The sequence below is a fragment of the Sphingomonas sp. M1A8_2b genome (assembly GCF_053345535.1).
On the sequence record NZ_JBKFAH010000002.1, the window covers coordinates 957124 to 970378 of the forward strand.

The 13255-nt window shown below is 64.6% G+C and carries 14 protein-coding genes and 1 tRNA gene; 3 read left to right on the forward strand and 12 right to left on the reverse strand.

Going from position 1 to position 13255, the window contains the following annotated elements:
• Nucleotides 1-132: 132 nt before the first annotated feature.
• The 9 genes from ACLBWL_RS12470 to ACLBWL_RS12510 all read right to left on the reverse strand — a co-directional run bounded on the left by ACLBWL_RS12470 (nt 133) and on the right by ACLBWL_RS12510 (nt 8909).
• Nucleotides 133-1809: a GMC family oxidoreductase gene (locus ACLBWL_RS12470; protein WP_447793427.1), complete on the reverse strand. Its 1677-nt coding sequence runs from the start codon at nt 1807-1809 to the stop codon at nt 133-135.
• A gap of 52 nt (nt 1810-1861) precedes the next feature.
• Complete coding sequence (locus ACLBWL_RS12475; protein ID WP_447793429.1) at nt 1862-2695, reverse strand: sugar phosphate isomerase/epimerase family protein; 834 nt, start codon at nt 2693-2695, stop codon at nt 1862-1864.
• Entirely contained in the window at nt 2692-3273 is a 582-nt protein-coding gene (locus ACLBWL_RS12480) for a gluconate 2-dehydrogenase subunit 3 family protein (protein ID WP_447793431.1), read from the reverse strand. Before ACLBWL_RS12480 ends, ACLBWL_RS12475 begins: the two co-directional genes overlap by 4 nt.
• Nucleotides 3270-4064 carry a 3-keto-disaccharide hydrolase gene (locus ACLBWL_RS12485; protein WP_447793522.1) on the reverse strand — a complete coding sequence of 265 codons (795 nt, stop codon included), beginning with the start codon at nt 4062-4064 and terminating at the stop codon, nt 3270-3272. Before ACLBWL_RS12485 ends, ACLBWL_RS12480 begins: the two co-directional genes overlap by 4 nt.
• Nucleotides 4065-4126: 62 nt before the next feature.
• Complete coding sequence (locus ACLBWL_RS12490; protein ID WP_447793433.1) at nt 4127-5050, reverse strand: hydroxypyruvate isomerase family protein; 924 nt, start codon at nt 5048-5050, stop codon at nt 4127-4129.
• Between the two features lie 13 nt (nt 5051-5063).
• Complete coding sequence (locus ACLBWL_RS12495; RefSeq protein ID WP_447793435.1) at nt 5064-5450, reverse strand: c-type cytochrome; 387 nt, start codon at nt 5448-5450, stop codon at nt 5064-5066.
• Nucleotides 5447-6601: a Gfo/Idh/MocA family protein gene (locus tag ACLBWL_RS12500; RefSeq protein ID WP_447793437.1), complete on the reverse strand. Its 1155-nt coding sequence runs from the start codon at nt 6599-6601 to the stop codon at nt 5447-5449. Before ACLBWL_RS12500 ends, ACLBWL_RS12495 begins: the two co-directional genes overlap by 4 nt.
• Entirely contained in the window at nt 6598-7662 is a 1065-nt protein-coding gene (locus ACLBWL_RS12505; RefSeq protein WP_447793439.1) for a sugar phosphate isomerase/epimerase family protein, read from the reverse strand. The genes ACLBWL_RS12500 and ACLBWL_RS12505 overlap by 4 nt, the downstream gene beginning before the upstream one ends.
• Nucleotides 7659-8909, reverse strand: a complete 1251-nt coding sequence (locus ACLBWL_RS12510; protein ID WP_447793441.1) for an MFS transporter — start codon at nt 8907-8909, stop codon at nt 7659-7661. Before ACLBWL_RS12510 ends, ACLBWL_RS12505 begins: the two co-directional genes overlap by 4 nt.
• 114 nt (nt 8910-9023) lie before the next feature.
• On the opposite strand from ACLBWL_RS12510, the gene ACLBWL_RS12515 reads away from it, so the two are divergent.
• Nucleotides 9024-10052 carry a LacI family DNA-binding transcriptional regulator gene (locus ACLBWL_RS12515; RefSeq protein WP_447793442.1) on the forward strand — a complete coding sequence of 343 codons (1029 nt, stop codon included), beginning with the start codon at nt 9024-9026 and terminating at the stop codon, nt 10050-10052.
• Between the two features lie 217 nt (nt 10053-10269).
• Here ACLBWL_RS12515 and ACLBWL_RS12520 read toward each other — a convergent pair whose 3' ends face one another.
• Nucleotides 10270-10482, reverse strand: coding sequence for a CHC2 zinc finger domain-containing protein (locus ACLBWL_RS12520; RefSeq protein ID WP_447793524.1), 213 nt, complete (start codon nt 10480-10482; stop codon nt 10270-10272).
• Between the two features lie 260 nt (nt 10483-10742).
• The gene (locus ACLBWL_RS12525; protein ID WP_447793444.1) at nt 10743-11207 is read right to left on the reverse strand and encodes a helix-turn-helix transcriptional regulator; all 465 of its coding nucleotides are present in this window, start codon (nt 11205-11207) and stop codon (nt 10743-10745) included.
• A gap of 173 nt (nt 11208-11380) precedes the next feature.
• Here ACLBWL_RS12525 and ACLBWL_RS12530 point away from each other — a divergent pair, with 173 nt between their 5' ends.
• Together ACLBWL_RS12530 and ACLBWL_RS12535 are read left to right on the forward strand one after the other, a co-directional pair.
• Nucleotides 11381-11527, forward strand: coding sequence for a hypothetical protein (locus tag ACLBWL_RS12530; protein ID WP_168371610.1), 147 nt, complete (start codon nt 11381-11383; stop codon nt 11525-11527).
• A gap of 57 nt (nt 11528-11584) precedes the next feature.
• On the forward strand, nt 11585-13201 hold the full coding sequence (locus ACLBWL_RS12535; RefSeq protein ID WP_447793525.1) for a recombinase family protein: 1617 nt from the start codon (nt 11585-11587) through the stop codon (nt 13199-13201).
• On the opposite strand, the gene ACLBWL_RS12540 is transcribed toward ACLBWL_RS12535, so the two are convergent.
• Nucleotides 13158-13234 (reverse strand) — tRNA-Met (locus ACLBWL_RS12540). The genes ACLBWL_RS12535 and ACLBWL_RS12540 overlap by 44 nt on opposite strands.
• Nucleotides 13235-13255: the final 21 nt, after the last annotated feature.

A 13255-nucleotide genomic window follows, 5' to 3' on the forward strand; every position in this document is an offset into this window, starting at 1 on the left:
CGATTGATCCGTGACCCTAGCCGGTCACCATCTCGATCTGCGATGACTGCACATCATCATGACGTAGGATCGATCGGCCCCGGCCTGTTCGACAATGACAACGCCACCCCGCCAGAGGCCGGGACTAAACACCTAGGCCATTGTCTTGCGACGGACCGCGTGATCGGCGGCGCGCGCAGTAAGTGCCATGAACGTCAGCGACGGATTGATGCACGATATCGAGGCCATTTGCGCACCATCCGTGACGTAGAGGTTGGAGGCGGCATGCGCTTGGCTCCATTCGTTGAGCACCGATGTCCGCGGATCGCGGCCCATGCGCGCGCCGCCCATTTCGTGGATCGCGTCGCCGGGGACATGCTCCTTCTCGGTGCTCTTGACGTTGGTCAGGCCCGCCGCCTTCAGCATCGCTTCGCCCTGCGCCCTCGCATCGCTCATCATCCGCAATTCGTTGTCGCGAAACGTCACGTCGAAACGGACCAGCGGCACGCCGAACCGGTCGACCTTGCTTGCGTGCAGCGACACGCGGTTGTCCGCATAAGGCAGACATTCGCCGAACGCGCCCATGCTGAATTTCCACGGCGCATATTTGCGCATGCCCTGCTTCATCGATGCACCGAAGCCGACGGGCGCGGCGGGGTTGCGGTAGGCGCTACCCTGATAGCCATAGCCGCGCTTGAAGCCGACGCCTTCGTCACCGCCGATATTGCGAAAGCGCGGGACGTAGACACCGCCCGGACGGCGACCGAATTCGATGAATTCCTCCATGCCGGGAATGTCGCCTTCGATCCCGACGCGGAAGATGTGGTCCATCACATAACGCCCGAGCGTGCCGCTCTCGTCGAAATAGCTGCGATCGCTGCCCGGCGCGCGGGAGTTGAGCAGGATCTGCGTGGACGCGATCGCCGAGGCGCAGAGGAAGACGAGATCGGCTTGAACGGTTTCTGGCTGGCCAGTCTTGGCATCGATATAGCGGACGCCCGTGACCGTCTTGCGCGCCGCGTCGTACACCAGGTTGGTGACGACCGAATCCGACTTGAGCGTCAGCCGACCGGTCGCGCGCGCCGCCGGCAAGGTGACGGCCTGGGTCGAGAAATAGGCGCCGAACGAACAGCCGTTGCCGCACTGATTGCGGTGCTGGCATTTCGTTCGGTTCTGATCCGGTTTGTCCTCGGTCATGTTGGACAGCCGTGCGTTGATCAGCTTGCGGCCGGGAAATTTCGCCTCGAGGTTCCCCTTGAGCCACTTCTCCGCCACGTTCATCGGCATCGGCGGCTGGAACTCGCTGTCAGGCAGATAGGGCAAATTCTCGCGCGAGCCCGACACGCCGATGTATTTCTCGACATAGCTGTACCACGGCGCGACGTCGTCATAGCGGATCGGCCAGTCGCCATCGATGCCGTCGCGCTTGTTCGCCTCGAAATCCGCAGGGCTCCAGCGGAAGCACCAGCGACCCCAGATCAGCGACTTGCCACCGACCGCGCCGGGCCGGATCCAGTAGAATTTGCTGCCCTCGTCATAGGCGTACGGGTTCAGCCGGTCGTCATTGTGGAACTCGCGGTTGCTGGGCTGGACATAGCCGTGCTTGCCGATGAAATAATCGCTGTCGAGCAGCGGCTTGGGCATGATGTTGCGCGCCGGCACCTCATAGGCCGGCTTGCCGTCATAGGTGTAGCCTTCGCCGTGCTCGACCATCTTGCCGCGGTCCAGCATCAGGACGCGGAGGCCCTTTTCGGTCAATTCCTTCGCAGCAAAACCGCCGCTTACGCCCGAACCAATTACGATCGCGTCGAACCTGTTGGTCTCAGCCATGATCTCTCTCTCCTAAAACTCGGAAAACACGCCCCGTCAGAAGCGCCCCCATTTAAAAACGAAGCGCGCGCAGTGTCCGGAAGCTGGTGGTGATGTCGGGCAGATAGGGCGCGGGAGCCTCGTCGTTCTCGACGTAGAAATGGCGGACGCCTGCGCTGCCCTTCAGCTTGAAAAGCGCGGCGAAATCGATCGTGCCCTGCCCGACCGCGGTCATGCTCCGGTCGGGGCGCATGTCCTTGACATGATAGGCGTAGAGGCGCGGCGACAAGCGCTCGATCAGCGTCGCCAGGTTTTCGCCGGCATGCAGCGCCCAATAGAGATCGAGTTCCACCTTCACGAGCGCGGGGTCGGTCTCCTTGAGCAACCGGTCGTACAGGCTGACCCCGCCCGGCTTGGTCGTGAACTCGAAATCGTGGTTGTGATAGGCGAAGCCCAGCCCGGCCTTTTTCAGGTCGGTCGCGAACCGGTTGAAGTTCGGCAGCGCCGCGGCCCAGCCCGCCGCGTTGCGATGCTCGGCGGTCATGTACGGCAGCACGACCGTGGTCGCGCCGAGCGTCTTGGCCATCGTCACCGACTGGTCGAACTGCTTGAGCAGCGCGTCGTAGCCGATATGCACCGAGGGCGCGGTCAGGCCGAGCTTGTCCATCGTCCGGCGCAGCATCGCATGGTCCATGCCGTCATAGCCGCCACCGCCGAACTCGACTTCGCGGTAGCCTATCTGCGCGACCTTGCCGAGCGTGCCGACCGGGTCCTTCGCGAAGATCTCGCGGATCGTGTAGAGTTGCAGGCCGATCGCCTTCAACTGTGCGGCCGACGCGGTGGGCACGAACGCGAGAGCTGCGACCGCACCGGAGCCCGCGAGCAGGTTTCTACGGCTGAGGATCATGCGGAATACACCTTGCTGACCTGGGAATAGGGGAACTGGCCGTTATACTCGCCCGGCACCGGCAGATATTCGCGCTCCTGCGTCATGCCGATTTCCGACGTGTAATAGCCGGTGACGACAAGCTGTCGGAATGCCTCGAAGAAGACGCCGCCGGACGGGATCTGGTCGTTCATCGCGAGCGTGAGCAGCGCATCCTGCTGCGCCGCCGTCGCCTTCGCACCGGCGACCTTATAGTCCTTCAGGCTGCGCGCCTCGATCGCGTCGAGCCCGGCGAGGATCGGCACGCGGTCGGCTGGCAGGGCCCAGTCGGCGAGCAGCTTCTCGATATAGGCCGGGACACCGGCGGCGATCGCGCCCGGCGTATCGGTGGTCGGCAGCACGCGTTCGCTGAGCGCGGTCATCAGCGCGCGCTGGGCCGCCGTGAAGACCGCGACGCTGGGCGGGCCCTCGCTGATGACGGGAATGCCGGCGGCCGCGCCGGGCGCCTGCGCAACACCGGCCGCGCGCGCGATCGGCGCATACAGGGCCGTGCCGAACATGGCGACGACGCCCGCGAGTGCAGTTCTGCGATCGATCATTTACCGTCCTTCTTCAGGTCCTGTGCGATCGCCGCCTCAGGCAACGGACGAACCCAGATGTTGCGGAACGACACCGGCGAATCGTGATCCTGAAGCTGGATCGGCGCGGCATCGGCGTGCGCCTTGTAACTCGCGACCTGTCGCCAGATGGTCGTGCCGAGCATCGCCTGGTGGTTCTGGACGAGCACGCCGTTCAGCAGCGCGGTGACATAAGCGGGGCGAACCAGGCTGCCGTCGGCGGCGAAGCGGGGTCGCTCGAACACGATATCGTAGGTCTGCCATTCGCCGGGGCGACGCGCGGCGTTCACCAGTGGCGGCTTCCACCCATAGACCGCGCCGACCGTGCCATCGGCATAGGTCGGGTTCTGCGAACCATCGAGGATCTGCAGTTCGTAGCGCTGCATGAACCAGATGCCGCTGTTGCCGCGATCCTGCGAGGTCTTGGTCGGCGGGTTGGGCGAGCGGAATTCGAGATGCATCTGCACGTCGCCGAAGCTCTGTTTCGAGACGAGGTTGTTCTCGCCACCACTTTTCGCGCGCGACGGGATCGTCAGGATGCCGTTATCGATCGGCCACGCGATGCGATCCGGCTTCCACGCATCAAGCGAACGTCCGTCGAACAATACGACCGCGTCGGCGGGCGGTCCGCCGGGGGTCGCGGCCGGTGCGACGACGATCGGCGCGGGGCGGTCGGCGTCGTGGACGCGCCACTGGCCGCCGGGCAACATCGGCGTATCCTTGAAGCCCGGCTTCTCCTGGGCCGCGACTGGCCCCGTCGTCATCAGCGCCATCGCCGTGACAGCGCTCGCTATCAAACAGGTGTTCATGCGTCTTCCCCTCATCCCCGTCCCCCTCATGCCGCGTCGATTTCGCGATAGGCGGCGATCAGGCGATCCTCGCCCGCGCGGCCGGCGATCGAATTGCCGTGTTCCATGCCGATCACGCCCGAATAGCGCTTTGCCCGCAGCCACTTCACGATCGAGGCGTAGTTGATCTCGCCGGTCGAGGGTTCGTTGCGGCCCGGATTGTCGCCGAACTGGATATAGCCGATCTCGTTCCAGCACGTGTCGAGCGTCGGGATCAGGTTCCCAGACTGGATCTGCTCGTGATACAGATCGGCAAGCACCTTGACCGCCGGGCTGTTGGCGCCACGTGCGACCGCATAGCCCTGCGAGATCGTCTGCATATAGACGCCGGGATGGTTGGTCCGCGTGTTGAGCGGCTCCATCACCATCGCCGCGCCCGATGGCGCGACGATGTCGCCGGCGCGGCGCATCACGTCGATCACGCGCGCGGTCTGGATATCCACCGGCACCTTCGGGTCCATGAACCCGGTGACGACGGTCATCCGCTTCGCGTTCAGCCGCTTGGCGACGTCGAGCGAGGCGCGGATGTCGGCGAGGAACGCCTCGCGCTCGGCGCCGTCGGTCGCGCCGAGCAACGGTCTGGACTTCGACCATTTGGGCATGCTGGCGACGAACACGCCCATCGTCATGCCGCGCTGCGCCAGCGCCTTGGCCATCTGCTCCTGCTCGGCCACCGACCGCGTCGCCGCCTCGTTGTCCTCCCAGGCGGTGAAGCCCTGATCGGCGGCGTAGGCGATCTGTTCGATCCGCCCACCGCGGCTGGCGAAGCTGCCCTCGTGCGGCGCATAGCCGAGCGAGAAGCGCGCCGCGTTCGAGCTGCGGCGTTGCCCCCCGGCCATGCCCGGCACCAGCGACGCGGCGGCGCCGGCCGCGAGCCCAGCCCCGAGCAGATTTCGGCGGGAGAGTGTCATGCGACCATTACCATCATTTCGAGCCCTCGGCCCTTAGGTAGGCGATGATCGTCGCGCGCTTTGCGGCATCCGGCGTCGCGATCGGCATGCGCGTGCCCGGCACCTTCTTCTGCGGTGCGGCGAGATAGTCGTTGAGCGTCTTCTCGTCCCAGCGCAGCTTCGATGCCTTCATCGCGGGCGAGTAGTTGAAGCCGGGCGTCGCGGCGGCGGCACGGCCGACCACGCCGTACAGGTTCGGGGCGATGCCGTTCTTGCCGCCCTTCACGACGGTGTGGCAGGCGCGGCACGCGGCGAAGGCCGGCGGTGCAGCAGCGGTGGATTGCGCGGTGGTCGGCGCTGAAACCGTGACTGCCGCAACTGCCGCGATACTTCCCGCGACCAGAGCCATGAGCAGCTTCATTCATTCTCTCCCGGATTTACTGAAGTCCATTTCTGGTCCGATGCCGCGTTGGCAATTACCGCCTCGATGAAGCGCATCGTGCGGAGGCCATCGGTCACGCCCGGAAACCAGCGCCCCCCGTCCTCGCGCCCATCGCCGCGGATCGCCGAAGCGAATGCGCGGTAGAGGTTGGCGAACGCCTCGATATAGCCCTCCGGATGACCGGCGGGCGTACGCACCAGCGTGGCGGTCGCGTCGAGCATGCCGGGGCCACCGGTCCGCACGATCTCGGCGGGGCGGTCAAGCCAGCGGAGCGTCAGCGTGTTGGGTTCCATCTGCGACCAGTCCAAGCCGCCGCGTTGGCCGTGGATGCGGAGCCGAAGGCTGTTCTCCTCGCCCGCCGCGACCTGGGTCGCCTTGAGCACGCCGCGGGCGCTGCCCTCGAACCGGAGCAATGCGCTGACATCGTCGTCGAGCCGGCGACCGTCGACATGCGTCGTCAGGTCCGCGGAGACCGAGTGTACCGACAGGCCGGAGACATGCTCGGCGAGCTGGAACGCGTGCGTGCCGATGTCGCCGAGGCAGCCGCCGAGCCCGGCGCGCGCGGGATCGGTGCGCCATTCGGCCTGCTTGTTGCCGTCGGTGTCGATCAGCTGGCTGAGCCAGCCTTGCAGATATTCGACCTGGACCAGACGGATCGCGCCAAAATCGCCGCGTTCAATTCGCGCGCGTGCCTCTTCGACCATCGGATAGCCGCTGTACGTGAACGCCAGCGCGAGGCGGCGGCCGCTGGCCTTGGCGGCCGAGGCGATCGCCTCGGCCTCGACGACACTCATCGCCATCGGCTTTTCGCAGAACACGTGGAAGCCGGCGTCGAGCGCAGCGATCGCCATCGGGGCGTGGAGATGGTTTGGGGTAACGACCGCGAGCGCTTCGATGCGCTCGTCCTCGGGCATGTCACGTTCGTGCGCGATCAGTGCGTCGAGCGACGGATAGACGCGCCCCGGATCGAGCCCAAGCAACGCGCCGGTGCGCGTATTGCGCCCGTCATCGGTGCTGAACGCGCCCGCTACGAGGTCCCAGTCGCCGTCGAGCGCCGCCGCCATCCGGTGGACCGCGCCGATAAAGGCCCCCTCCCCGCCGCCGACCATACCAAGACGGAGGCGAGTCATGCCCGCTCCTCCGACAACCCGAGCAGCTTGCGGATCGCGGCGCGATCAATGCCGCTGGCGGCGAAATCGTCGAACGGGCGCTCGGTCAGGCGGATCATGTGGTCGCGGATGAACGGTGCGCCTTCACGCGCGCCATCATCGGACCGTTTCAGCGCGCACTCCCATTCGAGCACGGCCCAACCGTCATAGCCATATTGCGCCATCTTGCTGAAGATCGCGGAGAAATCTACCTGCCCGTCGCCAAGCGAGCGGAACCGGCCGGCGCGGTCGACCCAGTTCTCGTAACCGCCGTACACGCCGGTTCGGCCGGTCGGGTTGAACTCGGCATCCTTGACGTGGAAGCACGAGATCCGATCGTGATAGCGGTCGATGAAGTCGAGATAGTTGAGCTGCTGCAACACGAAATGCGACGGATCGAACAGGAGGCGCGCGCGCGGATGGTTGTCGACCGCCGCCAGGAACCGCTCCCAGGTCGCGCCGTCATGGACGTCCTCGCCCGGATGGACCTCGAACGCACAATCGACGCCGGCCTCCTCGAACACGTCGAGGATCGGCGTCCACCGGCGGGCGAGTTCGGCAAATGCCTCCTCGATCAACCCGGCGGGGCGTTGCGGCCAGGGATAGACGTACGGCCATGCCAGCGCGCCCGAGAAGGTCGCATGCGCGGACAGCCCGAGATTGGCGCTGGCGCGTGCGGCGAGCTTGACCTGTTCGACAGCCCAAAGCTGGCGTTCGGCAGGCTTGCCGTGGACTTCTGGGGGCGCGAAGCCGTCGAACAGCGTGTCGTATGCCGGGTGGACGGCAACGAGCTGGCCTTGCAGATGCGTCGACAGCTCGGTGACTTCGATGCCGTGCTTGGCCAGCCGCCCACGAAGATCGTCGCAATAGGTCTTGCTCTCGGCGGCGAGCTTAAGGTCGATCAACTGCGCATTGCAGGGGATCTGGACGCCGACATAGCCGAGCCCCGCCGCCCATTCCGCCAGACCGTCGAGCGTGTCGAACGGCGCTTCGTCGCCAAGGAACTGGGCGAGGAATATCCCGGGGCCCTTCATGCCGGTCATGCTGCACTCTTTCTGGTGTCGTCGCGGAACGTGAACTGGAACAGCAGCGCGATCACGGCCGCGGCGATGGCGGGATACCACCACATATGCTGCCAGTCGGCGATCGTCGGCGATGTGGGCAGCTGCGCGTACAGCAGCGCGCCAATCTGCGAGCCGAGCAACATGCCGACGCCGTAGGTGAACAGGGTCAGCATGCCCTGCGCCTGCGCGTTGACGCCCTTGGGCGTGGCGATCGTGCCGGTGTAGATCGCGCCGGCGACGAAGAAGAAATCATAGCACACGCCGTGCAACGCGACGCCGAGATACACCGCCCAGATCGACGAACCGCCATCGCCGATCGCGAACAGAGCGTAGCGCAACGCCCAGGCGGCCATGCCGACCAGCAGCAGCGGCTTCACCCCGAACCGGCGATACAGCCACGGCATCGAGAACATGAACACGAGTTCGGACATCTGCCCGATCGCGAGCGTGCCGCCGACGTTGCTGATGCCGGTGGCGCCGACATAGGGCGAGGCATAGGCGTAATACATCGCCAGTGGGATCGAGATCAGCGTCGCGCAGGTCATGAAGATCAGGAACGAGCGCTGACGGAGCATCCCGAACGCCTCGACGCAGAACACCTGGCGGAGGACGCTCTCGTCGCGCGGCGCGTCCGCCGTCACGTTCGGCAGCGTGAAGCTGTAGAGCCCCAGCGCGATCGAGACGACCGCCGCGACGCGGAAGATCTCCGGGCTCGCCGACAGCCCCGCCCAGCCGATGATCAGGCCGGCGGTGATCCAGCCGAGCGTACCGAACGCGCGGACGAACGGGAATTTGTCGGTCCGCTCGCCGAAGCTCTTCAGTGCGATCGTGTTGGCGAGGCCGACCGTCGGCATGTAGAGGATCATGTAGCAGAGCAGCAGCCAGACGAACGTCCGGCCATTCTCCGGCGTCACCAGCGACGGCAGCATGAACAGCAGCACGCCGCCGACCAGGTGCAGAATCACCATCAGCATCCGCGGGCTGACGTACCGAGCCGCCGCCATGCCGAGCAGGAACGACCCGACGATCGACGCGATAGGGCCGACCGAAAAGGCGTTGCCGATCAGATTGCCGATGCCGACGGTCTGCATGACGAGGCCGAGGGTTACGGTCCAGGCGCCCCATACGAAGAACTGCATGAACATCATGGCGCTCAGGCGGCCGGTCAGCAGACCACCTCCTGGGACGACGCCTGTCGCGTGTGATGCAGTGTCTGCAAGCGCCATTCGCTACCTCTCCGATCGCAGTTTTCCTGCTTGTCGACCCAGAAGCTACGGAGGCTGGAAACGAATGTAAAGGATTACATCGGATAAATATCGACAGTGGCTCGAACCGGATCCATGACGCCCCTTATGCCGACGATCATCGAAGTGGCCGCACTTGCCGGCGTCTCCACCGCCACCGTGTCGCGCGTCCTGAGCCGACCCGAGCAGGTGTCCGAGGAGACGCGGCGGCGGGTGTTGGAGGTCGTCCGCACATCGGGCTACGCGCCCAACGTCGCCGCGCGGAGCCTGCGAACGCTACGCGCCGCGAAAATCCTGCTGACCGTCCCCGACATCTCCAACACGTTCTTCGCCAGCGTCATCCGCGGCGCCGAAGAAGCTGCGCGCGATGCAGGGTATTCGGTCGTGGTCGGCGACACGCGGCACGATCCAGAGGTCGAGGATCAGTATGCCGACATGCTGTCACGCCGGGAGGTCGACGGGTTGATTTTCCTTGGCCACCGGCTGCCCGCCAGCCTAGCCCCGCTACTGGCCCGCAAGGGTGCCGCCGCCCCGATCGTCAACGGCTGCGAATACAGCCCCGACCTTGGCGTCCCCAGCGTCCATATCGACAATGCGGCCGCCAGCGCCGACGCCATGAATCATCTGATCGGCCTCGGTCACCGCACGATCGGCATCGTCACCGGTCCGGAGATCAGCCCGATCAGCCGCGACCGCCTCGCCGGTGCGATCGATGCGGCTCACCGCGCGGGTCTTCGCGACCGCCTCCACATCCGCATCGGCGACTATTCCGCGGGGTCGGCGGTCGACCATACCCGCGACCTGCTCACCCGCAATGTGACGGCGATCTTCTGCTTCAGCGACGAGATGGCGATGGGCGCACTCAGCGCGATAGGTGACGCGGGTCTGTCCTGCCCGATCGACGTCTCGGTCATCGGCTTCGACGACCTGCCACTCGCCCGCTATTTCCAGCCACCGCTGACGACCATTGCCCAGCCCAAGGGCATGATCGGGCGGCGCGCGGTCGAACTGCTGGTCAAGATTCTGCGCGGCGTCGACAGCCCCCTCAAGCAGGTCACGCTGCAGCACGAACTCTTGACTAGGAACAGCACTTCGGTCCCCGCACACGAGAAGGGTAGCGGATGACCTCGCAGCTTGGTGACGTCGGTCCGCCTTCGGGCTCGTAACCGAAATTGATGTGATCGAAAAATAGTCCGCCGCATTGCGGTCGAATGCCTCCGCAACGCCATGGGCGGCTGCATCGCGACCTGCACCAAGGGCGTGATGGCTTGCGATCACATGGTCTTCCCAAACTGTGGTTCGGGGAGTTGACCAGCGCGCCGATGCGCCGCCACGACCGACTTCATTGCCTTGAACGGCGAAATTTCTGTAATCTTTCCTCCGTTTGCCTCTTGTCCACCGCGTCCCGCCTCATGTTCCAATCGACGGCATCACCACCAGCGCGGCAGGCAAAGCATTGCCATGCCGTGTCAGTCGCGTGGAGGCTGCGGGTTACATCGGGATGCCACGGACAGGCGCCACGGAGCCGGTCATCTCCATCGACGAATGGTTGCAGCTAGACGGTCTGGCTAATCAGCCCGACCACCGCATCGCGCGTTGATCCGTCGCGCGATGAGAACGTATTGTTCTCCATATTCGCCTGCCTCGTCCAGATCGCCGATCTGTATGCTGGACCATCATTTCGGTTGGTTCATCACAACGATCGCCGATCCGGAGCAACCAAGAAACGCGGATTGGGTCGGTGTCGGCATCAGCGATGACCCCGCTCCGCTCGAACGCACGATGCAGAGATTGCATGAACGATCGGCGCCAAGATCAGAACGAGGCGCGGCGCAATTTGCCCCCCGCGACCGCAGCGAGGAGCGGGTGGCCGAACACAATCCTCCGATCCTCACGAACGATGTTTCCGTCTTCCGGGTGCCAGGTGAACACCGCGGAGCGTGCAACCTGACCGCGCTCGATCCGGGACAATTGCGACGCGGAGACGCCGCTACGGCGGGCAAGCTCGGCGAGCGTCCAACCAAGCCGTCGGCGTCCCCATCGCAGAGATTCGCAAAGATAAACTTGCTGACCATCCTGGGGGGTGTCGGGCATCCGGGGATGAGACCCCGTGTTCGATCCAACCTTCGCCACTTGTGCCCAGTCCAATTCAAAGATCGCCATCATTCGCTTGAGCGTCTCGGAACGGGGCCACGCTTTTCCGGTTTCTATCCGCGAAAGCGCAACCCGACTGATCCCGACCCGCGCCGCGAAAACCTTCGGCGCGATCGGCTCGCCCATTCCCGCCTCGCCTCGTCGATAGCTCCGTATAATCTCACCCAAATCGGCACGAAGCCCGCAAAAGCCTGCAGGCAGACGCATGCGGGGACGCGGACGTGCACGAAACATTGAGGGAATTTACCGATTTTGTATCGTTGATGCACGCTAGATAACGACCATCCCAAAACGTCAGCATGGTTGCTGTGCAAATCGAGTGGGTGGAAGACGAGAAGGCGCAGGAGGCGCTTGCGGATCTCGTCCGGCTGCTCGCGCATCAGGCAGCAAGAGAGGCTCATCGGGAAGCGCAGGATTCCCGGCGCCTCGAAGTTATGAAAGAATAAGTCATGCTGACTCCCCTACCCCGCCGCATCGCGCTCTACGGCCGTCACTCGACCATCATGCAGACCGCGTCATCAAGCGCTGATCAGGTTGCGGCCTGTGCACCGCTGGTCAGCTTTCTGGGCGGAAACGTCGTGGCGACCCAACTCGATCCTCAGCTGTCAGGTTATCGCCGCAATCGCCCAGGACTACAGCTGTTGCTGCGCGCAGCGGAAGCTGGCGAAATCGACATCATCGTCTGCGAGTCGCTCGACCGGCTGGCGCGTGATGCAGAAGACGTGGCCTGGCTGGGCAAGAAGCTCGCCTATCACCGCGTCCAGCTCCACACGGTTAGCGAAGGCCATGTCGACGAGATCAAATTCGCAGTGGCAGGGCTACTCGGATCGATCTTCCTGAAGCATCTCGTCGACAAGACGCTGCGTGGCATGGAGGCAGCCGTGCTTGCGGGGCGGTTCGCCGGAGGGCGTGCATATGGATACAAGCGGATGGTGCGGCTCGATGCGAGCGGAGAGGTTCAACGCGGGCTGCTCGAAATTGACGAAGCGCAGGCCGAGGTGGTGGGCCGCATCTTCGCATGGTTCGCCGCGGGGTTGTCCTCTATTCAGATCGCCACCCGGCTGAACGACGAGGGCGTGCCGGGCCCCCGTGGTGGGGAGTGGAACGCCTCGACGATCCGAGGCGATCCCGCCAAACTCGTCGGCATCCTCAACAACCCCCTCTATGTGGGACGCCTAGTATGGGGGCGCCGGGAGTGGCGCAGGAACCCCGACAGTGAGAAGCGCGAACGCCGCTATCGGCTCCGTGACCAGTCTGAGTGGGTCGAGGTTGCGGTCCCTGACCTGCGGATCATCGACGATACTGTCTTCGAGGCCGCGCGCGATGAAATCGAACGCCGCAAGCGCCCGGCAACCGCATCGTCGACGGTCGGCAGCAAGCGCGCAAAGCATCTCCTGTCCGGGCTCATCCGCTGCGGTTGCTGCGGGGCAAACTATACGATCAGCGGGAAGGATTATTACCGCTGCGCTGGTCAGAAGGAGCGAGGCACGTGCGGTAATCGTGTTTCCGTGCGCAAGGAACCTCTGGAGGCCGCGACGCTGGCGGTTCTGCAGGAGCATCTGCTGACCGAGAACCATGTGCGCCTATTTATAGAAGAATTCGAGCACGAGATGCAGCGATTGGGCCGCCAGGACGCGGGCATGGAGCACGCAGCTCAACACCGCCTCAAGCAGGTCACTACTGAACTCGACAATCTGTACCAGAACCTGCTCGCTGGCATTGCCAGTCCGGTGCTCCGGGCGATGATCGCGGAGCGAGAGGCGGAGAAGGAGCGGCTGGAGGCACAAAGAGTTGCAACAACTACCGGGAAACCGATCGTAGTCTCCCTGCCCCACCCGGTGCTTGTGGACCGCTTCCGCAGTAAGGTTGCGGCACTGCGCCAGTCGCTCGACGACGAAGCGATCCGGACCGAGGCTGCGGCAGTGATGTCGACGCTCATCGAAAGCGTGACGATCTGCCCCGACGAACCCGGCGGCCCGGAGGCGGAGGTGGTCGCCAAAGTATCGGACCTGCTGGCCTGGGCCACAAACGACAACGCCGCCCCAGGGGGCGGCGTGATGTCGAGTTCTGTAGTGGTGGTTGCGGGGACAGGATTTGAACCTGTGACCTTCAGGTTATGAGCCTGACGAGCTACCGGGCTGCTCCACCCCGCGCCGAGATCCCATTAAAGTGTT

Bases quoted from the DNA above. Each gene is read 5' to 3' on its own strand.
- ACLBWL_RS12470 (WP_447793427.1), bottom strand. From the start codon at position 1,809: ATGGCTGAGACCAACAGGTTCGACGCGATCGTAATTGGTTCGGGCGTA.
- ACLBWL_RS12475 (WP_447793429.1), bottom strand. From the start codon at position 2,695: ATGATCCTCAGCCGTAGAAACCTGCTCGCGGGCTCCGGTGCGGTCGCA.
- ACLBWL_RS12480 (WP_447793431.1), bottom strand. From the start codon at position 3,273: ATGATCGATCGCAGAACTGCACTCGCGGGCGTCGTCGCCATGTTCGGC.
- ACLBWL_RS12485 (WP_447793522.1), bottom strand. From the start codon at position 4,064: ATGGCGCTGATGACGACGGGGCCAGTCGCGGCCCAGGAGAAGCCGGGC.
- ACLBWL_RS12490 (WP_447793433.1), bottom strand. From the start codon at position 5,050: ATGACACTCTCCCGCCGAAATCTGCTCGGGGCTGGGCTCGCGGCCGGC.
- ACLBWL_RS12495 (WP_447793435.1), bottom strand. From the start codon at position 5,450: ATGAAGCTGCTCATGGCTCTGGTCGCGGGAAGTATCGCGGCAGTTGCG.
- ACLBWL_RS12500 (WP_447793437.1), bottom strand. From the start codon at position 6,601: ATGACTCGCCTCCGTCTTGGTATGGTCGGCGGCGGGGAGGGGGCCTTT.
- ACLBWL_RS12505 (WP_447793439.1), bottom strand. From the start codon at position 7,662: ATGACCGGCATGAAGGGCCCCGGGATATTCCTCGCCCAGTTCCTTGGC.
- ACLBWL_RS12510 (WP_447793441.1), bottom strand. From the start codon at position 8,909: ATGGCGCTTGCAGACACTGCATCACACGCGACAGGCGTCGTCCCAGGA.
- ACLBWL_RS12515 (WP_447793442.1), top strand. From the start codon at position 9,024: ATGACGCCCCTTATGCCGACGATCATCGAAGTGGCCGCACTTGCCGGC.
- ACLBWL_RS12525 (WP_447793444.1), bottom strand. From the start codon at position 11,207: ATGGGCGAGCCGATCGCGCCGAAGGTTTTCGCGGCGCGGGTCGGGATC.
- ACLBWL_RS12530 (WP_168371610.1), top strand. From the start codon at position 11,381: ATGGTTGCTGTGCAAATCGAGTGGGTGGAAGACGAGAAGGCGCAGGAG.
- ACLBWL_RS12535 (WP_447793525.1), top strand. From the start codon at position 11,585: ATGCAGACCGCGTCATCAAGCGCTGATCAGGTTGCGGCCTGTGCACCG.